This window comes from Gottfriedia acidiceleris (assembly GCF_050457485.1).
GTDB lineage: Bacteria > Bacillota > Bacilli > Bacillales > Bacillaceae_G > Gottfriedia > Gottfriedia acidiceleris_D.
The window spans coordinates 382607-408140 of sequence record NZ_JBCMJM010000008.1 but is presented as its reverse complement, the minus strand read 5'-3'; the positions used below and the strand labels follow the sequence as shown (position 1 = coordinate 408140).

At 33.7% G+C, this 25534-nt stretch carries 21 protein-coding genes; 14 read left to right on the top strand and 7 right to left on the bottom strand.

Annotated elements, in window-relative coordinates; translation table 11 throughout:
- Positions 1 to 77 precede the first annotated feature (77 nt).
- On the bottom strand, positions 78 to 422 hold the full coding sequence (locus tag ABEY15_RS10615; RefSeq protein ID WP_429890040.1) for a fibronectin type III domain-containing protein: 345 nt from the start codon (positions 420 to 422) through the stop codon (positions 78 to 80).
- Positions 423 to 709: 287 nt separating this feature from the next.
- Entirely contained in the window at positions 710 to 2641 is a 1932-nt protein-coding gene (locus ABEY15_RS10610) for an Ig-like domain-containing protein (RefSeq protein ID WP_429890039.1), read from the bottom strand.
- A 666-nt stretch (positions 2642 to 3307) separates the two neighbouring features.
- Here ABEY15_RS10610 and ABEY15_RS10605 point away from each other — a divergent pair.
- The 5 genes from ABEY15_RS10605 to ABEY15_RS10585 all read left to right on the top strand — a co-directional run bounded on the left by ABEY15_RS10605 (position 3308) and on the right by ABEY15_RS10585 (position 12836).
- Positions 3308 to 5032, top strand: coding sequence for an alpha-keto acid decarboxylase family protein (locus tag ABEY15_RS10605; protein ID WP_429890038.1), 1725 nt, complete (start codon positions 3308 to 3310; stop codon positions 5030 to 5032).
- Between the two features lie 528 nt (positions 5033 to 5560).
- Positions 5561 to 6508 carry a LacI family DNA-binding transcriptional regulator gene (locus ABEY15_RS10600; protein WP_429890037.1) on the top strand — a complete coding sequence of 316 codons (948 nt, stop codon included), beginning with the start codon at positions 5561 to 5563 and terminating at the stop codon, positions 6506 to 6508.
- A gap of 45 nt (positions 6509 to 6553) precedes the next feature.
- Positions 6554 to 7324, top strand: a complete 771-nt coding sequence (locus tag ABEY15_RS10595) for a Cof-type HAD-IIB family hydrolase (protein WP_429890036.1) — start codon at positions 6554 to 6556, stop codon at positions 7322 to 7324.
- Positions 7325 to 7479: 155 nt separating this feature from the next.
- The gene (locus tag ABEY15_RS10590; protein ID WP_429890035.1) at positions 7480 to 8484 is read left to right on the top strand and encodes an alpha/beta hydrolase; all 1005 of its coding nucleotides are present in this window, start codon (positions 7480 to 7482) and stop codon (positions 8482 to 8484) included.
- A 251-nt stretch (positions 8485 to 8735) separates the two neighbouring features.
- Positions 8736 to 12836 (top strand): S8 family serine peptidase, encoded by a 4101-nt coding sequence (locus tag ABEY15_RS10585; protein ID WP_429890034.1) that lies wholly within the window; start codon positions 8736 to 8738, stop codon positions 12834 to 12836.
- 84 nt (positions 12837 to 12920) lie between these two features.
- On the opposite strand, the gene ABEY15_RS10580 is transcribed toward ABEY15_RS10585, so the two are convergent.
- The 4 genes from ABEY15_RS10580 to ABEY15_RS10565 form a co-directional block, all read right to left on the bottom strand.
- Complete coding sequence (locus ABEY15_RS10580; protein ID WP_429890033.1) at positions 12921 to 14597, bottom strand: M4 family metallopeptidase; 1677 nt, start codon at positions 14595 to 14597, stop codon at positions 12921 to 12923.
- A 411-nt stretch (positions 14598 to 15008) separates the two neighbouring features.
- Positions 15009 to 16139 carry a Ger(x)C family spore germination protein gene (locus ABEY15_RS10575; RefSeq protein ID WP_429890032.1) on the bottom strand — a complete coding sequence of 377 codons (1131 nt, stop codon included), beginning with the start codon at positions 16137 to 16139 and terminating at the stop codon, positions 15009 to 15011.
- Positions 16136 to 17218 (bottom strand): GerAB/ArcD/ProY family transporter, encoded by a 1083-nt coding sequence (locus ABEY15_RS10570; RefSeq protein WP_429890030.1) that lies wholly within the window; start codon positions 17216 to 17218, stop codon positions 16136 to 16138. Before ABEY15_RS10570 ends, ABEY15_RS10575 begins: the two co-directional genes overlap by 4 nt.
- Position 17219: 1 nt before the next feature.
- The gene (locus ABEY15_RS10565) at positions 17220 to 18653 is read right to left on the bottom strand and encodes a spore germination protein (protein ID WP_429890029.1); all 1434 of its coding nucleotides are present in this window, start codon (positions 18651 to 18653) and stop codon (positions 17220 to 17222) included.
- 136 nt (positions 18654 to 18789) lie between these two features.
- Here ABEY15_RS10565 and ABEY15_RS10560 point away from each other — a divergent pair, with 136 nt between their 5' ends.
- The 9 genes from ABEY15_RS10560 to ABEY15_RS10520 all read left to right on the top strand — a co-directional run bounded on the left by ABEY15_RS10560 (position 18790) and on the right by ABEY15_RS10520 (position 25236).
- Positions 18790 to 19092 carry a hypothetical protein gene (locus ABEY15_RS10560; RefSeq protein ID WP_429890028.1) on the top strand — a complete coding sequence of 101 codons (303 nt, stop codon included), beginning with the start codon at positions 18790 to 18792 and terminating at the stop codon, positions 19090 to 19092.
- Positions 19076 to 19435 (top strand): toxin-antitoxin system TumE family protein, encoded by a 360-nt coding sequence (locus tag ABEY15_RS10555; protein ID WP_429890027.1) that lies wholly within the window; start codon positions 19076 to 19078, stop codon positions 19433 to 19435. Before ABEY15_RS10560 ends, ABEY15_RS10555 begins: the two co-directional genes overlap by 17 nt.
- A gap of 128 nt (positions 19436 to 19563) precedes the next feature.
- A complete protein-coding gene (locus ABEY15_RS10550; RefSeq protein WP_429890026.1) occupies positions 19564 to 19746 on the top strand; it encodes a hypothetical protein in 183 nt (60 codons plus the stop codon).
- Between the two features lie 699 nt (positions 19747 to 20445).
- A complete protein-coding gene (locus ABEY15_RS10545) occupies positions 20446 to 20676 on the top strand; it encodes a hypothetical protein (RefSeq protein WP_069035062.1) in 231 nt (76 codons plus the stop codon).
- Between the two features lie 127 nt (positions 20677 to 20803).
- On the top strand, positions 20804 to 21310 hold the full coding sequence (locus ABEY15_RS10540) for a protease inhibitor I9 family protein (protein ID WP_429890025.1): 507 nt from the start codon (positions 20804 to 20806) through the stop codon (positions 21308 to 21310).
- A gap of 18 nt (positions 21311 to 21328) precedes the next feature.
- Positions 21329 to 22333 carry an aldo/keto reductase gene (locus ABEY15_RS10535; protein ID WP_429890076.1) on the top strand — a complete coding sequence of 335 codons (1005 nt, stop codon included), beginning with the start codon at positions 21329 to 21331 and terminating at the stop codon, positions 22331 to 22333.
- A gap of 176 nt (positions 22334 to 22509) precedes the next feature.
- Complete coding sequence (locus ABEY15_RS10530; protein WP_429890024.1) at positions 22510 to 23976, top strand: helix-turn-helix transcriptional regulator; 1467 nt, start codon at positions 22510 to 22512, stop codon at positions 23974 to 23976.
- A gap of 159 nt (positions 23977 to 24135) precedes the next feature.
- Positions 24136 to 24636, top strand: a complete 501-nt coding sequence (locus ABEY15_RS10525) for a CbrC family protein (RefSeq protein WP_429890074.1) — start codon at positions 24136 to 24138, stop codon at positions 24634 to 24636.
- A 72-nt stretch (positions 24637 to 24708) separates the two neighbouring features.
- Entirely contained in the window at positions 24709 to 25236 is a 528-nt protein-coding gene (locus ABEY15_RS10520) for a DinB family protein (protein WP_429890023.1), read from the top strand.
- Positions 25237 to 25311: 75 nt separating this feature from the next.
- Here ABEY15_RS10520 and ABEY15_RS10515 read toward each other — a convergent pair whose 3' ends face one another.
- Complete coding sequence (locus ABEY15_RS10515; RefSeq protein ID WP_429890022.1) at positions 25312 to 25506, bottom strand: VOC family protein; 195 nt, start codon at positions 25504 to 25506, stop codon at positions 25312 to 25314.
- Between the last annotated feature and the right edge of the window lie 28 nt (positions 25507 to 25534).

Genomic DNA, 25534 nt, shown 5'->3' with positions numbered 1-25534 from the left:
TTGAAAAAAAAAGATATGTTTTTGGGGTTTATCAGTGAAATATTGTTCAATTAGTGAAGCTGCAGCAAAGTTCAATATTACTGAATCAACCTTACGTTATTTGAGCGAAGTGTTATCGCTGGTTGAGTCGTTTTTCCACGTATTGTCACCACTGACGAAGTATTTCCTGCACTATCAATCGCTGCTACATCATATGAGTAAGTTGTATTTGGCGATAAGCTGGTTATTGTCACGCTGGTATCCGTACTAGGAACCGTTGTAACGAATGTGTTTTTTTGAGTACTTTTGGTATTTTGTACATCAGATATAATGAATGCGTTGTTTTGGTTTTGAGAAAATTTTGTAATACTGTACATCGGATGAAATACTTTTTGTCCATTTAAATGTGACAGATGATGAAGTTGAACTAGCCATTTTCGCATTGCTAACTGACTTCAGTGATACCGTATCTTTTGGAATTTTTATTGTCTTTCCGGTTGTAATTTGTGTACTTTTTTGATTATTTTCTTTTTGAATAGCATCTAGGGTAATTACAAACAAAAAAGAGAATTCATTTAGAATTCTCTTAAAAGAAACTGCTATCATCCGTGATTCGAAATTTGTTTAGTAATATATCTTACTTATTTTTTACGTATGACCTCAGCCGTATCGTATTTTATTAAAAGTGAAAATCGAGCGGTTAGTCACCACAATGAGTTAACTGTTATTATTAATTTTTATAAATTCTAGCATAGGTTGGAAGGCTTAGTACTTTCTTTCCATTAACTGTACGATAAACAACTACCTTAAAGTAGTAGGTTTTCCCTTTTGTCAACTTCACATTTTTAAAACTAGTTAGACTTCCGCTAGTGTTTGTACCAACCAAACTAAATGTTCCATTCGGTGAAGTTGAACGATAGATTTGATAGCCACTTGCTCCATCAATTTTTGACCAAGATAAGGTCATTGAAGTGGAACTCAGTTTTTTCACCAAAAGTGTACTAGGTGTTGCTGGGATAGCTTTACCGCTCGTGTATTTTGTGAAGGAAGTATAACTATTCGTTCCATTAATAGTACGGTATGGCCTTACTTTATAATAATAGATGGCACCAGTAGTAACAGAGTTGTTTGTAAAGGTAGTCGTACTTTCATTTAACACTGTACCAACCTTACTATACGCACCTGTACTAGAAGTACTTCGGAATATTTCATATCCATTAGCTCCTGGTACGTTGTTCCAAGTGATTTTAATCTTGTTGTATGAACTAGACACAGCCTTAATTGTCGCATCAACTACTGTCGTATTTGCAGTCGTACTGATATTTCCGATTTCATCTACTGTGTAAACGCCGATGACAGTTCCTGTTTTTTGAGCTGGAATCGTGATCTTATACTTTCCATCTACTGCTATAGTTTCACCAAGATTTTTACCTCCTGCAGTTGCAGACACTTTCGTACCAGTTTCAGCTGCCCCTGTTAAATGCGTATCAATATGATAAACAGGGTTTACACTTGGTGTTTTATCTAGAAAATCCGCTTTAATACGATAAGAGGAAATTGTTGTTCCAGGTAAATCTACTCCAGGTGGTTCAATCGGAACAATGTGAACAAAATACGTACCTTTATCTAGATTTAAATTGAGGTGTATCTTTTCACCTGAATTTTGCGTATAGCCATATGAGCCGTATGAACTTAAAGGCATTCCCTTGCTATCATAAAGCCACATCGAAAACAGTCCTACGGTATTATCGAGTACAACACGGACAAAACCATATTTATTTGTCGTAATCTGATAAAAATCTTTATCATTCATATTCGTAGAACTTGAAGAATAATATTGGTTTGATGTTAATGGCATACTTGTTTCGTCTGTATCATTTGGTTCAAAAGTAGTTTTATCTCTTGTAAATGAAGATGGGAATGTTGCCTTTATTCGATAGGAAGCAATTTGTCCAGCTGTATAGTATGGGTCAACATAAAGATAATACGTACCTTGTGGAACGTTCGTACTAAAATAGATAAGACCATTTGGCGATGGTTGGTTAGGATGGTCTACGTACTTTCCGGTACTATCATAAAGATTAAAATTAAAATTACCGACAATTTCATCAATTGCAATATATACGTTCCCTGCTTTGTCTGTTGTCAATTGATAGACATCTCTATCAAGATAATGTTCGGCAGTTGAGCTCGTATATTCTCCATTTTTAAGAATCGTACTAGTTAGCATGGTTTCATTCGGTTCAAATGTAACCTCATTTCTACTAAACGTAGCTGCATATGTCGCTTTAATTCGGTAGCTACCAATTGAAATCCCACTTAAATCGCGTGGTTCTACTTGTATGGTATAGCTTCCTTTTAATAGTTTTCCTCTTAAGTTAAGAATTGGATTCGAACCACCATTATAAGTGGTTGAAATTGTCTTCCCATCACTATCAAAAAGAGTTAGATTGTATTTACCAACTGTATTATCGAGTATGATGTAGTATTCTCCATCTTCATTCGTTGTAAATTCATATATGTGTTTCGTTCCTTCTGTTATCTGTGAAGTAATCGGATTACCATTTTGTATTGGTGTGTTCATTTCTTCTGCAAATGTGAGACTACTAAAGTGAATAGTCATCATAAAAACAATCATAAAAATACTAAGTATCTTTTTCATTTTCCCCTCCAGTATCTGTTTCTAAATCCAACCTATATCCCCTAACCTTTTTACACAAACATATTTTTATGTTCATCATCAAATCTAACATATTTTTACTAGATTCATACACTTGAATTAATCTATTTTTTCAAAAAAAATTATTTATTTTCTAAAAATGCTTAAAAAGTTTATCTTTAATTGGTTCCCTACCACTCTTTTTTGAGCGGTTGATTTTAGAGCTTGCATCCCTTTTTATTCATTCATACTAGTATTACGAAAAACTAAGAACAATTATAATCCATCCTCTTAAATGAATATGGTAGTTACTTTGTTTACATTTTTAGCTTTTATATAATTAACAAGAAATGACATTACACCTTATTTTAATTTGCCTTTGTACATAAAATTCATTAACTCATTTGAAGTGACCAAAGCCTCGCGTTTAGTTTTCGCTAGTCCTGAAATCATCCAACCGTTTTCTTTCGTCCATGTACTATTTTTTTATTTTCCCTGGAATTCTTCGTTGGCTACTTTGCTAAAATCTTTGTTGGTAAAGAACTGACCATACAAATCGAAATGGATATTCCAAACAACCGTATAGCCTGTTCTATGATAGGGTACGAATAAAAAGGGTGCTGGAAACTCAAACAAGCTACTGATATTGAAAAAAGGAGTGAGTGTGTAATGGATAAAATGAAGAATACAGTTAGTTCCGACACCGACACATATGCTGGAATGGCCCAAAAAACAGTTGGACAGTTTTTGTTTGATTGCTTGAAGCAAGAGGGTATTACAGAAATTTTCGGCGTCGCAGGGGACTATAATTTTTCACTTCTTGATACTTTGGAGCGATATAACGGAATCCAGTTTATAGAAGGACGGAACGAACTAAACGCGGGTTATGCTTCAGATGGTTACGCAAGAATCAAAGGGATCTCCGCTCTTATTACAACGTTTGGGGTTGGGGAGTTGAATGCATGCAATCCGATTGCTGGAGCCTATAGTGAAAATGTTCCGATCATTCACATTGTTGGTTCCCCAAAAGAAAAAGATCAAAAAGAGCACAAGTTGATGCACCATACTCTAATGGATGGGGATTTTAATGTATTCCGCAATATGTATAAACAGATAACTGCCTATAGTGCTGTACTCACACCTGAAAATGCCATGATTGAAATTCCAGCTGCTATTCACATTGCAAAAGAAAAGAAACAGCCTGTTTACCTCGTAGTGGCCGATGATTTAGTGGATCAGCCGATTATGGAACGGATAGAACCAACACCACAACTAAATACGTCAAACTTAAAATCTCTTCAGGCTGCGACAAATCATGTGCGTCAGCTGCTAGAATGTGCAAAGCAGCCGGTTATCCTAGCGGATGTAAAAACCATACGTTTTGGCCTTCAGGCTGCAGTTCTGCAGTTGGCAGACAACATGAATATACCAGTTGCGTCCATGATGTTCGGTAAAGGGGCATTCGATGAAACCCATTCTAATTATATCGGAATGTACTTAGGCTCGTTTGGATGTCCTGAGGTTCAAAGTACGGTAGAAAATGCAGACTGTATCATTGCGATTGGCTTGGTATTAGCAGACACCAATACAGCGAATTTTACCGCAAAACTGAATTCAATGGTGACCATCAATATCCAATCGGATCTAGTCAAGATTGCTGAGGCGGTATATCCGAGAGTTCTTGCTACGGACATGCTTCAAGCAGTACAAAATGTGGGTTATAAAGGCCAAGGATTGCCAGGAAAAGTGTCATTTCCATACGATCAATACAATGTAAATAACGATGAACCACTTAAGGCGGCCGGCTATTATCCACTTTTTCAACGTATGCTGAAAAAGGACGACATTATGATCGTTGAAATTGGGACATTCTACAATGGAATGGCGGAGGTGAGACTGCCTAGTAATATTACATATTTTGGGCAAGGAGGCTGGGGTTCCATCGGATATGCAACCCCCTCGACGTTCGGTGCTTGTATCGCAGCCCCAGAACGTCGGGTGTTGCTGTTTACAGGTGATGGCGCACTACAGCTAACTGCGCAAGAAATTAGTTCGATGCTCTATTACGGCTGTAAACCGATAATTTTCGTCTTAAACAATGACGGTTATACGATCGAAAAATATTTAAATGTTAAAACTAAAAATCAAACATACAACAAAATCCCTAAGTGGTCTTACACTAAATTAGCTGAAGCCTTTGGAGGCAATGCGTTTACTGCTATTGCTCGTACTTATGGAGAGCTTGAACAGGCAATAAACCAAGCTGAAATTGAATGTTCCGAAAGACTCTGTATTATTGAAATGATTGTAAAAGACCCATTGGACGCACCAGAAAATATGAAAAAGATGTACAAGTATTTGGAGAAGCAGGCAATGCAACGCAACCAAAAATAGTAACAAAAAAAGTTGGAATCAATCAAAAAGATGATCCCAACTTTTTTTTATTGTCATTTTCCTATATTTCTTATGGTTATTTGTTCAATAAATCGAGTGATGAAAACCTTAATTTGCTTTATTGTAGCATATATGAAATTTAATTTGATTATTCTCTTGACTTGAAATCCATTTCATAAATTAGATTGATAGTAAGCTGATTTTCAACGAGATGTGAAAAAAGATGAACTTAATAGGGTAACTTTTATCACGATGAACATCCATTGTTTGACCTTACAGGGTTATTGGAAATCTTTGAAGATTTGTTTTTAACTTATAAAAGGTTATATATTGTAAGCAGTAAACTTTTAAATAGTAAAAAATTTTTCTGATTTGAGGAAGATATTGAACATTCTACACTTTTTGTAGGAGAAACGAAGATTACGATATTGATGCATACAGAGGAAGAAACCTTATATAAATGGTTTTAAGAAATTGAATTTAAATATGTAAAATTCCTTAAAATTTATTCTGTGTTGGCGGTGTAAGATGGCAAATATTAACGATATTGCAAGATTAGCAGGTGTATCCGTTTCAACTGTTTCTAGGGTACTAAACAATTATAAGTATGTTGCTAATGATAAACGAGAGGCTGTTCTTAAAGTCATTGAAGAAATGAACTATACACCAAATAAAAATGCAATTGATTTAATTCGGGGAGAAACAAGGACAATAGGTGTTATTCTCCCATATAACAACAATCCAGCATTTGATCAAATATTAAACGGTATTCTGAACAAGGCATTAGAGAAAGATTTTTTGATAACGGTACTTCCTTCAAATTATCGTAAAGAAAAAGAAGTGGAGTATTTACAAAAATTAAAAAGCAAGCTGTATGATGGCATCATTATCACTTCACGAGCAAATGATTGGGAAACAATCATTCCTTTTAGCGAATATGGTTCAATCGTAGCTTGTGAATATACGCAACACAAGGAAATTGGCTGTTCCTATATGGACCGCTATTCTTCATATTTAGATGCCTTTCAATTATTAAAAAACAAAGGGCATGATGTGGTAGCATTCACAACAGCTAGGCTAGAGAGCAACAGCACGAAGCAAATGATAGATGCTTATACTGAGATTTTTGGTGAACTTCAACCTGAATACCATCTATCAGAATGTCATTGCTTAGAGGACGGTTATGAAGCTGCAAAGAAATTCTTGCATTTACAAAAAAAGCCAACCGCTATCTATGCAAATGGCGATGAAGTGGCTGGTGGAATGTATTTATACGCAAAATCGCAACAATTGAAAATCCCAACTGATTTAGCAATCATTGGTCAAGAAAATCAACCAATTGGTATCGGTATGGGAATTTCTACAGTGGATCACCAATTAACGAAAGTCGGTGAACAAGCTTGTAGCCTTGCAATAGCGAAATCTAGAAAAAAAGTAAAAATATCTTATCGAATTGTAGAAAGAGATTCTATTTGAAGCATAATTAAAGATAAAAAATAGAGAAAAATGTGGGGAAAGAAAATGAGTAAAAAATTTATTGTTTTTGATATTGATGGAACATTACTAACGACTGAAATGAAGTTTTTAGACAGTACTAAACAAGCTTTGGTTTCTCTTAAAGAAAATGGACATGAAATCGTAATCGCGACAGGAAGAGACTACACTTCTGCAATATCCATCGTCGACGAACTTGAAATTAATACTTATGTTTTATGTAATGGGTCAGTAGGGTATGTACGTCATGAAATAGCTCATGAGGAAGTATTTTCAAAAGAATCTATTATGAAACTAATTGAAATTGCGATGGAAAACAATGATCAGATTGTGTTCCAAACATTGAAAGGGGTAAAAAGACATTTTGAAGAACCCGGAGAATCATTAACTAAGGCCTATGAAAGTCTAGGATTGATTATCCCTGACTTTGATGAGATGTATTGGAAAGAAAATTCTATTATTCAAGCTATGCTTTTTTGCAAGACTGAAGATCTTCAAAAATATGATATCAACGATTTCCGATATGTGAGTTGGCACCAATTTGGCTCGGATGTCATCCCTAAAGAAGGTTCGAAAGCAAAAACAATATTGAAAATCGCTAAAGAAAATGGATTTAAGCAAGAAGATATCGTCTTTTTCGGAGATGGAATGAACGACATCGAACTAATGGAACTTTCAGGAATTGGTGTTGCAATGGGAAATGCTGAAACTGCGGTTAAAGAGAAAGCTAATTTAATCACAGATAGCTGCAATGAACATGGAATATACAATGCTCTTAAGAAAATGTTATTAATCTAATACGTGAAAGAGATTAGATAAAAGTTGAAAAGCGCGAACACTTAGTGGCTAGGCTTGAATATGGATAATACTGGCTTAAATACTGTCTTCATGTATGATAATTTTGGAAAATCGAATAATAAGCTTCAGTTAACTCTTTTATCAGGAGGATAAATATGAAGCGCAATTTTAAAATCATTGGAATTTGTTTAATTATAATGATCATAATTGGTGTTGGATCGATATTTCTATCCCCAAGACCAGTAACATGGTTTTTGAAAAAGTCTTTTGCCGGTGGAATTGAAGTAGAGGCAGCTGATTATGGTATAGCAAAACAAAAAACAAGAATGGATACTGATATTGAGTACTCATCAAAATATAAAAGCAGTACTTTTGACATGATTAGGTATAAGGGTGATTTAAAATACGTTCCAACCATTTTTTGGATCCATGGTGGTGCTTTTGTAGCGGGAGATAAAAATGATGTACGGAAATATGCTACGTATATAGCGAGTCATGGGTATAATGTAGTGAATATAAATTACCCCTTAGCTCCGAGTGTTGCTTATCCAATACCTTTACAACAAATTGATCAAGCGTACCGATTTATTAAAAAAAACGCTGGTAAATATGTACTGGATTTGAACAATATTTATATTGCTGGAGATTCAGCTGGAGCCCAGCTTGCAGCACAATTTGTAAGCATTCAAATGAATAAAAACTACTCCAATACAGCTAAAATAGGTCAAAGCGTCGATCCAAATACAATACGTGGGGCAATACTTCTTTGTGGTCCTTATGATATGAAAGAAGTTCAGACGCACGCTTCATCAAGGTTGATGAAATTTGTATTTAAGCGAGTTGGCTGGGCTTATTTTGGAAAATACAACTGGGAAGATGAAAAGATGACAAAGGAATCATCACTTTTAAGAAATGTACCAGAAAAATTTGTTTCAACATTTATAACTGACGGAAATACAGGTTCCTTTGAATCACAAGGTAAAAAACTTGCAACATTACTAGAAAAAAGAACAGGTGTTAAACAAGTCTTTTACAGTAAATCAGAAGGAAAACTAGGTCATGAATACCAGTTCCAAATGAATACGAAAGCCGCTCAAAATACGTTTAGTGAATTACTGAACTTCTTGAACGGTACAAAGGTTTCTCATATACAACCGTGAGCTCAAAAATAGATAAAATCAATTTCAATGTAAAAGAGATTTCAATTTTTTTGAAGTCTCTTTTTTTGCCCTTTTTCTCCCCTGGAGCAAAAAGGATTAAAGTTAATCAACTTTTTATAAATTTCTTGACGGATTACGTCGAAAATCATTTAGATGTTGATTTATTAAGGGATGAATAACCCGATTGACTGAATATTCGGAATAATAAATAATAAAAGTGATTTTTGTTTCTGAAATTTAGGAGGTAGAGAATGGGAAAACATTTTTCTAGAAGTAAGTTTGTCAAAAGTTTTTCAGTGTTAGCATTATCGTCTGGCTTTATTGTTGGCTCCTTAAGTCATGTAACAATCTCATCAAAAGCTGCAACTTATTCGAAAGTAGATGAAATGCTAGCGAATTTATCACCAGCTCAAAGAGCAGCACTTCATCAGCTGTCAACAAGTAATGAGACAGGAATACAAGTAAATCCTGATATTGATTTAGAATCTTCAAACCAAACAGATGTAATCGTAGAATTTAAAAATAAACCCGCAAAAATAGCACATGTTGAATCAAGCTTAAAAGGCCAGTCATTAACAATGAACGAGGCGTCAAATCTAGTTGATCAAGATCATTCAACTTTTGCGAATGACCTAGGACAAGTATTAACAAATGACAATAGTAAAAATGTAAATTATAAAGTTAAACGTTCATTTAAATATGCATTTAATGGTGTTTCAATGAGTTTACCAGCAAATCAAATTAAAAATCTATTAAAATCGAAAGCTGTTAAAACAGTTTGGAGTAATGAAGAAGTACATGCAGAAATCGCTAATACGCAAGAAGAAATGCAAACTGGAGGATTGAGTAATAAATCTGCTCTTTCATTTCTAGGGGTAGATAAACTTCACCAAGAAGGTATTACTGGAAAAGGTATTAAAGTTGGAGTTATTGACACCGGTATAGACTATAATCATCCAGATTTAAAGGATGTATATAAAGGTGGATATGATTTTGTTAATAATGATAACGATCCGATGGAAGCAACATATGAAGATTGGAAAAAATCTGGATGGGCAGAATTTTTCTGGGCAACAGGTGCACCATATTATACTGAACATGGAACGCATGTAGCAGGAATTATCGCTGGACAAGGGAAAAATGACGGTGACATCAAAATGGAAGGTATCGCTCCTGATGTAGATTTATATGCTTATCGTGTATTAGGACCTTATGGTGCAGGCACAGAAGCTAATGTTATGGCAGGGATCGATAAAGCTGTAGCAGATGGAATGGACGTTATTAATCTATCCTTAGGTGCAGGAATTAATAATCCTTTATATTCTACAAGTATCGCAATCAATCAAGCTGTCCTTAGCGGAGTTACAGCAGTAATTGCTGCTGGTAACAGCGGAAATGATATGTACACTTTAGGCTCTCCTGGTACGGCAGCTCTTGCACTGACTGTAGGCGCAAGTAATGAACCAAATAATGTACATACATATAAGAGTACACTTCAAACAGGTACTGAAACAATTCCTGCCGACTTACAAGAAATGGCTAAAGGATATACTGATCATCCGGAGCAGTTAAATGGTCAAACATATTCAATCATAGATGTTGGTTTTGGCGCATCGGCAGATTATAAAAACAAAGATGTAAATGGGAAAGTTGTATTAATAAGTCGTGGGAATAATATAGCTTTGAGCGACAAAGTAAAGTTTGCTAAACAAAATGGTGCAACAGCTGCTCTACTTTTCAATAATAATCCAGATGAAGGGCTAATACCTTCCTATTTAGGTGAAGGTTTAGATTATATTCCAACATTCACATTAACAAATGCCCAAGGGTTAGCATTGAAATCAAAAGTTAATGCGGCCAGTACTTTTACATTTAATGAACTAAATGAAATTCAAACAAAAGCAGATGAATTAGCAGATTTCAGTTCACGTGGACCAGCTCGTGTTACATACGACATTAAGCCTGAAATTACAGCACCAGGTGTTGGGGTATTCTCAACTGTGCCAGCTTATATCATTAATAAAAATACGCCAAACGATTATAAATATGCATATGAACGTCTATCGGGTACGTCCATGGCAACACCTAATGTTGCGGGGATGGCTGCACTTTTACTTCAAGCAAAACCAAACTTACAACCAAGCGATGTCAAGACAATTCTTATGAATACAGCTGATCCTTTAAGTAAGGACTATAGCGTATATGAGGCTGGATCAGGTAGAGTTGACCCATATAAAGCGGTGCATTCTTCAATTGAAATTAAAGTTCAAAATCAAACGCCAATGATAAAAAATGGAAAAGAAAAAACGATTAAAGATGAAACAGGTGCACTTAGTTTTGGTTCAGTCGATCTAAGTGCAGATGTTAATGAAGAACGTAAAATTGTAGTTAAAAATTCAGGTGATGAACCAAAAACATTTGATGTAGCAGTTAAATTTCAAACAGGGCTAAGAGGAGCTAAAGATGCTGAGAAAAATGGCGTAAAGGTTACTATTGAGCCAACTATTAAACTGGCTGCAAATTCTCAAAAAAATACAAAGGCTTCCATTTTTATACCAAAATCAGCAGAGAAAGGTAATTATGAGGGATATGTTGTTTATACAAATGTGAATGATCCTGGGGAAACATATAAGATTCCTTTTGCTGTACATGCTGTTGAAGAAGGAATAAGCGTATTTGAAACATCATCACTAGGTATATCAGAAAATCGGTATAGAGATTCTTATTCAAGTCCTAACATAATTAATCTTATAAATGCACAAGTTCAAATGAAATCAAACTTTAGAAATATCGATTTCGTTTTAGTAGATGGAAAGTCGAATCAGGAAATAGGTCTTCTTGGCACAGTCAATGGATTTAGTATAAATGAAAGTGATCTAGTTAACTTGGGTCTCTTTAATGGTACGTATTATCCGTTTGATAATTCATCCCCTTCTGGTATAAGTTCAACCCGTGTTGTAGCAGATAAAGGCTTTTATAAAATTAAAATGCTTGCTACAACTGACACTGGTAAACAGTTTACGGAATATCGTGATCTAGTAATTGATAATAGAAAGCCTAAATTTACAATCGATGGACCAGTAGGGGATATCATTGAATATGAGGAAGGGCAAAAATCAGTTACAATAACTGGATCAGTGTTTGATCAAGATATTGAGGATTATAAAGCAGCAGGAATGAAAATGGACCAGTCTGCTAACAAAGTTTACGATGTAGGAGTAGGGGAACAACCACTTGAAATACCTGTTAATAATGATGGTACTTTTAAATATGATGTACCGATTGGACTAGGTGGTAAAGTTGTTAAATTAGTTGTAACCGATTCTGCAGGAAACGGAAGTGTCACACCTAAGACAATTAAAATTGTGAAAAAGGGTACACCATACTTGACTGCGATTGTTGATAGAGATACTGCAAAAGCAGATGATATTGTTAAAGCAAAAATCGTATTAAAAAACGCTGTCAATTTTAAAAAGGGAAATGTAAACTTAAGTGTTGCTTCAGACTACTTAAATATTGAAAACATTGAACTTCATCCAGATTCTAATAAACTTGGAGAAGTGAAACTGACAAAGACTTCAGCGAGTAGTGTAACTGTCGAAGCTACTGATAATAATACACAAACTTTAAATGGAGATATCCCATTAGTGGAAGTTACGTATAAAGTAAAAGATTATAATTTTGAAATAAGACCTGATAGTTCTCTTGTATATACATCTGGATCATATATAGACCGATCAGGTAAGAGTAATTTTCTTATCACAAATGCACCTTATGTTGATTTAGTTCCGACTTATTCGAAAATGAAATCTGTATTATATGCGGAAGGTTTATTAACTAGTAGTGGACAGTTTGATAGTAGAAGAGATTACAGTTTAGTGGGAGCAGATGTTTCAGTCCAAGATGCTAATGGGAATACGTATAATCAAATCTTTACTAAGTTTGGAAAAATAGAAGCTTTACATTTAGCACTTACTGACAAACCTCTCCGAATGACTGTAAAAGTTCCGGGACATTTTAGAAGTATTTATAATTTCAAAATTGGAATGCAAAGTGAATCAGGTGATTTGGCTGGTCAATTTAAAAAGATTGATCTTCCTAAATTACTTGGAGGAGACGTTAATGGCGACGATGTAATTGATGTAATGGATGCGCTATATATTCAAACTTACTGGGGAACAAACAAACGAAATGCAGACATTAATATCGATGGTAAAGTAGATGCAAAAGACCTTGCATTTGTAGAAAAGAACTACCTAATGCAAAATCCTTCAGTGCCAAATGCACCAATACCAAAAAGTAAATATAAAATGAAAACATTAAAGATTGTTAAGGAAGAGTTAGGTCTCTAATCTACTAGTGCTATAAATTATAAAAACCGATTTCCTTCTATTAAGGAAATCGGCTTTTTATTTAACTCAAAATGTAAATTGAAATTAATTTACACCAACTGCATCAAATGCTTTATTAACAGTTGTTACCTCAGCAGAACTTGCACCATATAGGTCAGCAGCAGATTGTACAAGTGCCGCACGAGCTTGACTAAATGTTGCTGAAGAAGTTAAGTAAACAGTATTTGCACGATAGAAGATTTTAGCTAATTTATCATTACCGATGCCTGTTACAGATACACCGTAATGAGTTTCACCTACTGCAATTAAGTAAGCAGCTTTATTGATGATACTACTATTTGTATGAACGCCTCCATTATCAGAAGTACCAGTGTAACGTTTTGAGTAGTGATCTGGATCACCATATTTAGTTGGATCACTCATTGAACGAAGTGAGTCACCAGCAATACCTGGTGTGTAGATATCTTCACCAATCTCGTAATCTGGATTGTTATTATTATAGAACTCAATTACAGTTCCAAAAATATCCGAAATAGCTTCGTTTAATGCACCAGATTCATTTTGATAGATTAAGTTCGAACTTCTTTCTGTAACAGCGTGAGTTAACTCATGCGCTACTACGTCAAGTCCACCTGATAAGTAAGTAAATGTTGTTCCATCACCATCACCATAAACCATTTGAGAACCGTTCCAGAACGCATTGTTATAACTACGGCTATAATGGACAGTTGATTTTAAGGCAGCACCATTACCATCAAATGAATTACGTCCAAAAACAGTTTTATAATAGTCGTATGTTTTTCCAGCATAATAATGTGCATCAACTGCCGCAGCTTCACTTGTGCTATTTAGTAGTGTGTCAGTGCTTGACAAAAGAGTACCAGGAAGAGTAGTACGATTAGATCCATTATATGTGAAAATACCGTTTCCTCTTGTATTGTCTTGTAAATAATAAGTTGAACCAGATAAAGTCATATTTAATGTTTTTGTATCACCAAGTACACCTTTTCCTGTTGCAGTTACATTTGTACCAGAAACTGTTGGTTTAGCAACTGATGCTCCAGCTGATTTACTAGCAGCATGGATGCTGTCCATTGTATCGATACTATTATATTTATTTAAAATTTTTCCTGTTGAAGCTTCAATGAAATAATTATAGTTTCCAGGCTTAGGAGAAAGGAAGTTTAAGTTTACTACATAAGCATACGTAGCATCATCACCATTTGTATAAACTACTAGTTGAGCTGTAGGGTCTTTTTCATAGACAGGAGTATATCCAAGGTCTGCTTCTGCGATTTTGATAGATTTATTAGCGTTAACTTTTTTAGTAGATTTTAACCCTTTTTTAGTATCTAAGTTTGGAATAACTGTACCAGAGAAAACATTTAGAGTACCACTATCTCCAACTACAGCCGTTTGAGTAGATCCCCATACAGGAACACCGTTATAAACTTGTTGTAGTCGAAGTGCGGTACCATAAGTATCTTTTTTGCTAGACTCAACAATAAACGATTCTTCTGCGGATTTTGAACCAAGTTTGAACTTATCTTTGTTAGCATTTACATACCCTTTTACAACACTTTCAGCACTCTTAGCTGATGGTTTTGTCAGCTGTCCAGAAACGAATTCAGGAGATCCTACTGATTTGTTGTACTTGTATTTTGATAATACATTTTTTGGTGCAGCATATGTATTAGTTACTGATAAACTACTTGCCGCCAAACCTACAGATAATCCAACCGCTAAAACTTTTTTGTTCATTAAAAATTCCTCCCCTTGGTTAACAATGTGGTATTGAGGAATTCATCGTATCATCTGAAAAACTGGTTTATCAAACTACAAAATTCGTCATTTTTTGCGTTTTGTGAGGTAAAAATAAGCGGAAATATCGAAGAAAAATTAATTCAGAATCTTTAAAATAGTCAAAAAGCATCAATTTAAGTTAAAAAATGGTAAATAAAAAATCGAATTTTATTAAGAATATGTATGATTTTGGTTAAAATTAACTCAAGAAAATGGAGTATAAAGAGAGAAAAAGTAATGAAATTATTATATTAGTAAATCATTATAATCTGCTTATTTAGAAGGAAAAGGCTGAAATACAAAAAAAGCAGAAAATGTAGAGAAATTCTACTTTCCTGCTTGTATTCTTTGACTTCTAGCTTTACTTTTCTACATCGTTATGCCCTTATCAACAATTACAATCTTTGTATTCACATGTATCTTTGACTTTTTTAAAGCCTCTGGCCATTTTGATTTTACTTTTTTCCACTGTTTATGTTCGTAGGAGCTTGCTAAGATTCCTAAGCCAATCGGATCAACTTCATCAGCCTGTAAATCCTGGACAAATTTGTTTAAATCTTTTTCCAATGAAGTTCTAATTTCTTTACTTAACTTATTAACCTTTTTGTCACTTAGCGGAAAAGGTGATTGTGTGATCATAATGGGGATTGTTAATGCAATTTTAAAATTAAAGTGATTATGATCGAATTTGCAATCAACTTTTCTTTTAATATCCTTTACATTAAAGCTTGCTTGCCTTAAGTTAATTAACTGGTTATTTTCATTTCCTTTCTTTCCACTAGTTGTAGCAACTATTGGGGACAATTGACCGTTTTTTTTCCCTTGTAGCATTCGTAAAAACTGTGTTTCTTGTATGGAAAGAATTCTTTTTAGTAAAAAATGTCGATCTAACAATGCTACACCGCTAACTTCAAGTTCCCCGTCTTTAATTGACATTTTTGGTAAATATGGTGTAATTCCTTTTTCGAACTGCATCAGATGGAACATTCGAATCGTTGTTCGAATGGTAACGTTACGAAAATCAGCCGTTTCGATTAATTGAGGGATAAAAATTGATAATCTAGGCTTATCTTTTGGGTTTAAATCCACAAGATCCGAAACAACTCCATCAAAATAAACAAAATCGGCATTTTGTCTTAATTTTGGTTCACGATAGAATAAATCTAATACAGATGTCCAAGTTTTATTTTCGAGCAATTTTCTGCTAGCAAAAAAGGCCTGTAGCTTTCCACCTGTAGACACGCCAGTTACCCTTGTATCAAATATATTACGAGCTTCCCGTACGGATGAAGCATCTACCATGATTTGTTCATTTTTTTCTTTTGCTTCATCACTAAAGACGGGACTGGACATAAAAACCTTAAGTTGTTTATTTTGTTCATCGGTGTCGATCCCTAAAATTAGTCCCATTGTAATGTCTTCAATATTTACTGTTTTTTTGCAACCTGTTAAAAGGACAAGTAATAACAAGCTGATCGTTGCGATTTTTAGACTTTTCATCTAATCACCTTATTTCCTAATGAACGAATCCAAATGAAAAATAGTATTATTAACATTCCGATTGAACCATACGTAGATAATAGCTGCATGTAAAGATTATTTTGTTTAAATGTTGGGATGAAGAAACTTGTAAGAAATAAAAAAACACACGATAGGCCGATGAATAAATAATCAATCCGTTTTTGGTGGAACATTTCCGCCAAATTAGTAACACCAATCCAAATATACATAATCCAGGTTTTAGAAATAACCATTAGAAAAAATGAAAAAAGAATGAAGTCTAATCTTTCAACGTATTGAAATTCAATGACACTTAAAATATCTAAAACAGGTTCAAAAATCATCCCAATTTCATCAGGACTGTATACGACAAAACAAATGATCGTAACGTATAAATATAGAAAGGTGATCATACCATTTGCAATCAAAACACCTTTAAGTGCTTTTTCTTTTTCTTCTAAATAAGGATAGAGAATGAAAATAATTTCAATTCCTAAAAAGGCTGTAACTGTTGTAGGGACAGCTTTAAAAATCGGACCCCATCCATCTTTAATTATTGGAAATATGAAATGTATATTGCTTTGCTTTAAAGTGAAGAGTAGCATAATTAAAAAAAAGATAACGATTGGAAAAATAATTTCAACATATTTTCCAATAATTTGAATACCACCTGTCACGAATTGATAGGTCGGAATTAAAAACAATACTAAAAGTATAAATAATGAAGATTCTTGTAAAATATATGATTGGATAAATAAGATTGATCGCAAAAAAACGACAAACCCCATTCCAAGAAAGAAAATGGTAAAGAAAATGGTAAAGATTGTACCAAGCACTTTCCCGAAACTATGAGTAAGGTAAGTATTAAATGAGCAGTTAGGGTCCTTCTCACGTAGTTTTACAATTGCAATACTAATGATTAAAGAGAGAAAACCTCCTATTAATAATGAAATCCATCCGCTTGTTCCAGCTTTTTCTTCTAATACTCGGGGTAAAGAAATCACCCCAATTCCAACTTGTACACCAAATATTAGTAAAACAAATTGAACTAACGTAACTCTAGGTGCGACGACTCTCATATTATTTCCTCTTTTTTTGATTCGTTATATGTTGATTGAAAAGAATTGATAATGCACTGTTTTGATATTTCTTGTTTAACTGTTTAAAGTTCATCGGTGAAAGCGGCTGACTAAAAGATTCATTGTAGCTAGATAATTTCAATCCGTGACCTAATATAATCATAGTGCTTGATACGATCCCAATAATTCCAAAAAATGAAGCCATAATCATAATTGGGAATCGTAAAATGCGTAAACTTGAAGCCATGTCGTAATTAGGAATAATAAAAGATGAAATAGCAGTTAATGCTACGACAATTACCATAATATTACTCACAATTCCGGCTTGAACAGCGGCTTGACCAATAACAATTCCACCAACAACCCCTACCGTCGTACTAATTGGAGTAGGAAGGCGAATAGCTGCTTCTCTTAATAATTCAAGCGTAATTTCCATAATAATTGCTTCTACAAGCGGATCAAAAGGAACGTTAGCACGCGATTCACCAATCGATATAATTAATTTTAATGGAACCACATCATAATTAAATGATACGATTGAAATATAGATACTAGGTAAATAAAGTGTGATGAAAAGAGCGATTATTCGTAGGAAAAAGATAAAAAATGTAATGACTGGCCTTGTCGATAAGTCATCAATACTTTTAAAAAACGAAATAAATGATCCAGGCAAAATAATTACTTCGGATGATCGATCTAATACGATCACAACTTTTCCTTTTTGGATTGCTTCTGCTGCAATATCAGGTCTTTCAGTCGTGACAAGCTGAGGCAAAAATGATAACGGATACTTTTCCATCATTTGAGCCAATTGACTTGCGTTTAGAATCGAGTCAAATTTAATTGTAGAAAGTTTTGATTCAATCTCAGTAACTAATTCTGGCTTGGCTACACCATTTAAATAAGCGAGGGTAACACTAGTTTTATTTTCCATGCCAATTTTTGTTTCTTTGAATAATAAATCGCGATTCTGAATATAACGTCGTAGCAATCCTAAATTATGTTGAGACATCTCCACAAATGAAATTTTTAAACCTTTAATCGAATTATCGATACTTGGTGGAGAAAAGGGACGCATAGGAAAATCCTCAACAGAATATAGAAATGCTTTCACTTCGCCGTCAATTAAAATAACACTTTTTCCTGCGAGTAATGAATTCTCTATGTCATCTATTTTTTTTGTAGCAGTTGTATGACTGTAAAAAAATTGGAAAAGGTCTTCCTTATATTCAAGAATATTCGTTGCAAACTGATCTACTTTTTCTTCATTTACTAAGCTATTAAAATAAATGATTACACCCTTTTTCTCCCTTAATATTACATTTTTTACTTCTAAATCTGAGGTAGGATATAAAGATTGAAGTAATTCAATATTTGAATTTAAGTTACCCTCTTGATCAATAAAGTTAGAGCGACGATCGGTAGTTTCCTTCAATTTTCCTCACCTCATTCAAAGTTACATTTGTTACCAGTCTTAATTTGTACATTGTAGGTGAATACTATTCTGATTTCGAAGTTTAAAGTAATTTTCTACTGGGATTAGAGCATAGTCTGTCTTTGCATTTTCAAATGTGTGGAGGATAGTTACTAGTTTAAGTACACGTTTCTCTATTCTCGTCTTGACTGGAAAAGTCTATCAAATTCAAGAAATTGTGGATGAATGGGAAAAAGATAATCCAGAATCTAGTGATATGGACCAAAATGAAAAAGTATTCTTGATTAATCAAAACGCAGCTTTTGAAATTAAATATAAAGGGCTTTATGAAGAAACTTTAGGATTAAAACCAATTGCAGAAATGACACCGATGGAAGAATCGGATGCTTCTGTTTGGAGGTATTTTAGAAAGAGGTTGCACGATGAGTACGGGTTATAGACCGACTAGTTGGAGCCGTATCGAAAGAGATTATGATGATATCATTCTAGAAATAAGAAATTCACTGAACACTGAACCTGATTTCGTAGAAAAAATTGTATTATTAGATGATTACTCTCGGTTAAAATGTCGTGAATTTATTAAATTAGGTATTATTGAATTTTTTCAGTATGATTATTATGATGTTAACGGAAATATTATTATCAAGTACCATTCAGAACCACACCATGATTCAAAATACCAAACTGAAACGGAACCTTTTCATATGCATGTAAAAGTGAATGAAATGGATTTAGCAGCGTCCAAAAGACATCCTCTACCAGAACAATTGATTATATTTTAATCAATATCATTAATGGAAGACATTTAAAATATGTTTTTATTAAAGAATAAATAGTAATCAGTCAACCAAGTATAAAATCACCCTAAAATTACCAAAATAGTAGAAAAACTAGTAAAAGGGTGAGTTACTTGAGTATCGAATTCCGGGTTGGAAAAGATTACGAAAATGGTTCAATTAAAGACGTTTTACACGATTTAGGTTTTCAAGAAGATGGTAGAGAGTTTAAAAAAGACGGAAAGAGATTTAGGTATGAAGGCTGCGATAAGTTTCAAAGCTATATCTTTTCTGTGACGATGAATCAATTAAATTAAAGTATTATCCAAAGACCTATCCATTTAGATTAGGTCTTTAGTTTTGTCTTAAAAGTATAATGGTGCTAGTTAACTTTCATTATGCCAGTATGCCGTTTAGCAAATTTACAATAATTAATTTATTTAAATTTTTCACACCTAACTTTGTATGAATTCTTTTTCACTTGCATCCTCTGTTCAATAGTATTTGTGATTCAAATTTGTGTGGTTTATATTTTAGGTTTTACATAGTTTCTTAATGTTATAGCATTTTTAAGTTTTATTTCCCTTTTATTTGCAATATTAGTAGTAATGTAACTCCACCAATGATCCCACTTTCAAAGCCTATTAATAATGCGTAAATTGATTTAAAAAGAATTCCATCCAATAAAAGTACCCTCCGTTTAATTGCATCCTTGTTACGCTAATTATAACTAAAAATATAATGGTTGTTTTGAAACAAAAAAAAAGCTTCATAGATTTTGGTTGTTTTACCTCCGTACTAAAAAGTTATGATGACAAAATTAGGGGCGTGCAGTGTACTTGCTTTTTTCATAGTACCAATGAATCTTGAAGGATCAAACAAATAAAACTTTAGAGGTATAATTAGTAAACATGCTAAATAGAATGATAGAAAGAACTAGTCCTAAGTAGGTTTTAATAATAGGACTAGTTCTTTTTACGAAAAATCGTTGTTCTATACAAGTAGGAGGGGCAATTATGAACTTTACAGATTATCTAATAAATGTAAAAAAACTAAATGAAGTAAAAGCGAGTCAATATAATCATAGACTTTCAACTTTAAAAAAATATAGAATTTATAACAATGAAAAAGTATTAAGTGTTCATATGTTAAAGAGGATTAAAAGTCTTTCAAAAGATACAACAAAACAATATTTAAGGACTATTAATTATCATATTGAATTTTTGAATGATAACTATAGGATGTAATAAATGTTCGTTACTCCTTTACTTTGTTTATCTACGCAAAATAATGTTTGAAAGGACACTCTAAAGGATAAAATCCTGATAGATTGTCTTTTTTTATTAAACAGTTTTTGAAGGGGATGTAGTAAATATGAAGAATTTTTATAGAGGAAGTATTTTATTTATTTTAATGCTTTTTATCATGAGCGGATGTAATGGAAATACATTTAATACAACTAAAATTTCAGATGAGACAAAGGTGGCGAATGTTACAATGAACCCTTCTTTTTTTGTAGATCCATCAATCGATTTTTCAACTAATCAAATGACTTCAATTATTATTGAATTTAAAACAAAGCCTGCTGTGGTAGCCGTTAAGGAAGCAGAGGCAGCGGGAAAACAACTTACTCTGGAAGAAGCAACTAAGCAAGTAGAAGAAAGTCATGAGAAATTTCAAGAAGAATTAAAAACCCTGTTAGAGGATCAACATGTACCGTATACGATTAGGCATGTTTATAAGACTGCACTAAATGGCGTATCGATGGAAATACCCGGCAAGGATATTAAACGTTTATCACAATCAACAGTGATTGCAAGAATCTATCCAAATAAAAAAGTACATATTATGCCTCCTGTTACACCGTTTAATCAAAAGTAAGACAAAGCAAGGTAGAGGATTGGGGGGAGATTTATTAAAAAAAGGTCAATTGGAAAAAATGGTCCTTTAGTTTCTGAGATTGGTCTTGGGTGCATGGGAATGTCTTGGCTTTACGGGGAAGCAGATCGTAATGAGAGTATAGCGACAATTCAAGAAGCACTTGAAAGTGGAATAACCCTTCTTGATACAGGAGATTTTTACGGTGAAGGTCATAATGAATTATTAATTAGAGAAGCTCTACAGGGGTTTCGTAGAAAAAATATGTTTATATCTGTAAAGTTTGATGGTAAACATCGCGGAGCAGGGTACCAATTTGGAGTAGAAGATAATAGACCAGAAGCAATAAAAGACTTTCTTAAATATACTTTAAAAAGACTCGGAGTAGAATATATTGATTTATATCAACCAGCAAGGCTTCATCCAAACATACCAATTGAAGAAACGATTGGAGCAATTAGTGAATTAATAAAGGAAGGCTATGTACGTCATATAGGTCTTTCTGAAGTAGGAGCTAAAACGATCCGCCGTGCACACGCAATTCATCCGCTAAGTTGGGTACAGTCCGAATACTCGCTCTTTAATCGAGAAATCGAGTTAGAAATTTTACCGGCTTTGCAAGAATTGGGAATAACACTTTCAGCATACGGAGTACTCTCAAGAGGATTGTTGAGTGGGTCTTGGACAAAAGAGCGAAGACTAAGTTCAAATGATAAGAGAATGAAAGCTCCACGTTTTACCAACGAAAATCTTGAAAGGAATTTAATACTGGTTGAGGCTTTGCGAGAAATTGCACTTGAGAAACAAGTACCTGTTTCTCATCTTGCTATAGGTTGGGTACTTTCTAAAAGTGAAAATGTTATTCCTTTAGTAGGAGCTAGAAAAAGAACACAGCTTCAAGAGACATTAGGAGTGACGAATCTATATTTAAGTGCAGAGGATCTAGTACGAATTGAAAAAGCTGTTCCACAAGAGTTTGTTGCCGGGGAATATTATGCTGTCCCGCGTAAAAAGTGGTTTTTTTAAACTTATTCTTCCCTTTAGGACTATTACCTTGTGTGTAGTCTATTTTTTTTGTTAAACTTCAAAAAACTATTAATTGATTTTTTTATAAAAATTTTGATTATTAGTTGTTTTTATTCTACAAAAAAAAATAAATTTGCTATTATGATAGAAAAAGTTAGAAGTGAAGGTGTAACACGATGGAAATTCATTTAGTCGCAAAGGATGAGTTAGAAGCTTCAGGGATTCGGTGGGTCGTGGAATCGCACTTTACTGGTATTAACCTTGTTTCTTGGAAAACGATGGGTGAATTTGAAAAGGCTATTCAAAAGCAGCAGTCTGACCTAGTCATATTTGATATGGATCATTGGAAAAATGAGGGTGAACGATTTGGTGAATTAATCCAAAAATTTTCAATTCGTTGGTTAGGGATTTCATCCGAGCGAATTTTTCAAACAGCCTATCTCGCATTACAATATCGTGCAGAAGATGTACTTTTTCGCCCATTTTCTCCTACTGATTTAATTAAGCATATTCAACAATTACGCTATCAAATTCGTAATAAAGAGCGATACTTTACTAGAAACTTAAATGAAGAAATAAGCTCATTTAATATAGATTATCCTGACCTTTTTTTGAATGAACGAATGTATGATGGCCCGATTACGATGGTTGCATTTTTGACACCCAATTCAGGGACGCTACCCCTTGTCTATAAAGCATTAGAACGAAATCCTTTTACCGGGAAAAATCGTTTATTCGTAGGGTCTGACTTTATTTTATGTGTACACGAAGTTGATGAAGTGTTATTGCAGGACGAATATAATGCATTTCTTGCTCGTTGGAAAGAAATGATGGATGAGCCTCTTGCGATCGTAATGAAAGTTGGAGCTCAGGAAGAAACATTAAAAGATATTTTCGAGCAAACACTTCAGTTAACACGGAGAATCTTCTTTGAAGGTTATGATATTATTTTGGCTGAAAACGAACCATTGCCATTTCAAGAGAAGGATCCATTCCTTACACCTCTAGAGCAACGCCACTGGATTGAAATGCTAGAAAAAAGAGATGCAAAAGCGATTCGAGACTGGATGGAACGAGAATTTTTAACCTTTCAGCAACCTTACCCAGATCCAGAAATTGTTCGAATCCGATTAACAAGTGTACTTGCACAAATAAGAAGATATATGAAGTCAAATAATCTTCAAAATGCATCATGGGAAGGAACTTATTATGACATCTTCCAAAAAATTGTACATGGACCAATCATCTATCAAATTGTTCAAGAATTGCTTGATTTTACAACAAGTCTGTTGCTACAAGGGCATGATTCTTCCCAAGAAGGCCATCGTACATTAGTTGAGAAAACAAGAGAGTTAATTGAATCGAATTATTGGGATGCCGGATGGAGTTTAACGGATTGTGCTGATGCACTTCGAATTAATAAAAGTACACTAAGCCGTCGCTTTGCGGCCGAATCAAATCATTCGTTTAGAGAGACGCTCCATGAAGTGCGAATTCGAGAAGCAAAACGATTATTAGATGAAACAGACTTACCACTAGATGAAATTTCAAGATTAATTGGCTATTCTCACCAATCATATTTTAATGCAAAGTTCAAACAACTTGAGGGATGTACTCCTTTAGTTTATCGATCAGGATTGTAGGAATTTGTTTAAGCCGCTAGTGTATACCTCCAATTGACTGCTATTGATATAGTAGTCTTTTTTTGTCGTATTAGTATAATGTATCCGTAATAAAATTAGAGCGTTAAACTAACAAGATAAAAGGCGGTAAAATAGTGAAACTACCAATTTTTAAATACAATCCAAAATCCAATAAAATTAGGTGTCATAGTTGAAGAAGTTACAGTTTGTCCTGTATGCGAGCAGAAACGGAAATTTGTTTATGAAGGCCCATTTTTCTCAGAAGAAGATGTTGAAGGAATTTGTCCATGGGGTATCGCAGATGGTTCAGCTGCCCAAAAATATGATGGGGAATTTCAAGATATAGAATCATGTGATGAAGTAGATTGTGAAGAATATGTAGATGAATTAATTTATCGAAATCCTGGCTATGTAGGGTGGCAACAAGAATACTGGCTTAGTCATTGTGGAGATTTTTGTTCGATTATTGATTATGTTGGATGGGAAGAAGTTCAGCATTTAGAAAATGAATTAGAGGCTGATCTAAACAGGTTATGTGAAGAGTATAGATTATCCATTCAGGAGTTTAAAGATGCTTTAAAAAATGATGGTAATTTACAAGGTTATTTATTTCAGTGTAATTGCTGTAAAAAGCATCGTCTTCATGCTGATGCATTATAATTAACTTTTTTCTATTGAATAATTATTATAAAATTAAATTTTGTGTAGAAAAAAATGAAAGGGGTTGCAACTATGTACGAATGGAACAACTTACTATTAGTTGGAGAACAAGATGGTGTAAAAGGAGATTTTAATACATTAATTTCTATGATGAATTATGTAAGATATACAACTTTGGAAGCTATTAAAGATATTACAGTGGAGGAGTTAGATTATTTACATACCCCAACAGGTAATACCATTGGAATGTTATTAACTCATATGGCAGGAGTTGAGTATTGGTATCAACTTAATACATTTGAAAATCGAGATTTAAATTCGGAAGAAGAAGAGAAATGGTTACCTGGTTTAGATTTAGATGATCATGCTAGAAAGACGATTAAAGGTAATGATGCAGACTATTATATTAATCTTTTAAACTCGGTTCGAGAAGAAACTTATGCAAAATTTAATACACTTTCAGATGAGTGGTTATATGAGCAGACAGAGTTTGGAAGAGCAAAAGCTACAAATTATTTTAAATGGTTTCATGTATTTGAGGACGAAATCAATCACCGAGGCCAAATCAGAATGATCCGTAAATTATTTAAAAATGCTTAAAAATGGCCTGTGTCGTCGAATTTATATCGATGATTCAGGCTTGAATTTTACATTTTCCTCGACTATTCTCTCATTTTAACTAGTACAGATCATTAATATACTCCCATCCAAATCTTCAAAGTTAAAATATGCAAATTCTCCAATGCGTTCAATTTCTTTTACGATTGTAATATTATTTTTTTTCATAAAGTTATAAGCAGCGTCTATATCTTCAGTGTGGAAATTAAATAACACATTTATTGAAGGTTCAAACTTAAAATTAGGATACAAAAGTATGGTCATCCAATGTAAGTCCAGT

Excerpts from the sequence above, each read along its gene's own strand:
- ABEY15_RS10610 (WP_429890039.1), bottom strand. The coding sequence starts at position 2,641 with ATGAAAAAGATACTTAGTATTTTTATGATTGTTTTTATGATGACTATT.
- ABEY15_RS10615 (WP_429890040.1), bottom strand. The coding sequence starts at position 422 with ATGCGAAAATGGCTAGTTCAACTTCATCATCTGTCACATTTAAATGGA.
- ABEY15_RS10585 (WP_429890034.1), top strand. The coding sequence starts at position 8,736 with ATGGGAAAACATTTTTCTAGAAGTAAGTTTGTCAAAAGTTTTTCAGTG.
- ABEY15_RS10600 (WP_429890037.1), top strand. The coding sequence starts at position 5,561 with ATGGCAAATATTAACGATATTGCAAGATTAGCAGGTGTATCCGTTTCA.
- ABEY15_RS10580 (WP_429890033.1), bottom strand. The coding sequence starts at position 14,597 with ATGAACAAAAAAGTTTTAGCGGTTGGATTATCTGTAGGTTTGGCGGCA.
- ABEY15_RS10540 (WP_429890025.1), top strand. The coding sequence starts at position 20,804 with ATGAAGAATTTTTATAGAGGAAGTATTTTATTTATTTTAATGCTTTTT.
- ABEY15_RS10590 (WP_429890035.1), top strand. The coding sequence starts at position 7,480 with ATGAAGCGCAATTTTAAAATCATTGGAATTTGTTTAATTATAATGATC.
- ABEY15_RS10605 (WP_429890038.1), top strand. The coding sequence starts at position 3,308 with ATGGATAAAATGAAGAATACAGTTAGTTCCGACACCGACACATATGCT.
- ABEY15_RS10545 (WP_069035062.1), top strand. The coding sequence starts at position 20,446 with ATGAACTTTACAGATTATCTAATAAATGTAAAAAAACTAAATGAAGTA.
- ABEY15_RS10520 (WP_429890023.1), top strand. The coding sequence starts at position 24,709 with ATGTACGAATGGAACAACTTACTATTAGTTGGAGAACAAGATGGTGTA.
- ABEY15_RS10570 (WP_429890030.1), bottom strand. The coding sequence starts at position 17,218 with ATGAGAGTCGTCGCACCTAGAGTTACGTTAGTTCAATTTGTTTTACTA.
- ABEY15_RS10530 (WP_429890024.1), top strand. The coding sequence starts at position 22,510 with ATGGAAATTCATTTAGTCGCAAAGGATGAGTTAGAAGCTTCAGGGATT.
- ABEY15_RS10575 (WP_429890032.1), bottom strand. The coding sequence starts at position 16,139 with ATGAAAAGTCTAAAAATCGCAACGATCAGCTTGTTATTACTTGTCCTT.
- ABEY15_RS10595 (WP_429890036.1), top strand. The coding sequence starts at position 6,554 with ATGAGTAAAAAATTTATTGTTTTTGATATTGATGGAACATTACTAACG.
- ABEY15_RS10555 (WP_429890027.1), top strand. The coding sequence starts at position 19,076 with ATGAGTACGGGTTATAGACCGACTAGTTGGAGCCGTATCGAAAGAGAT.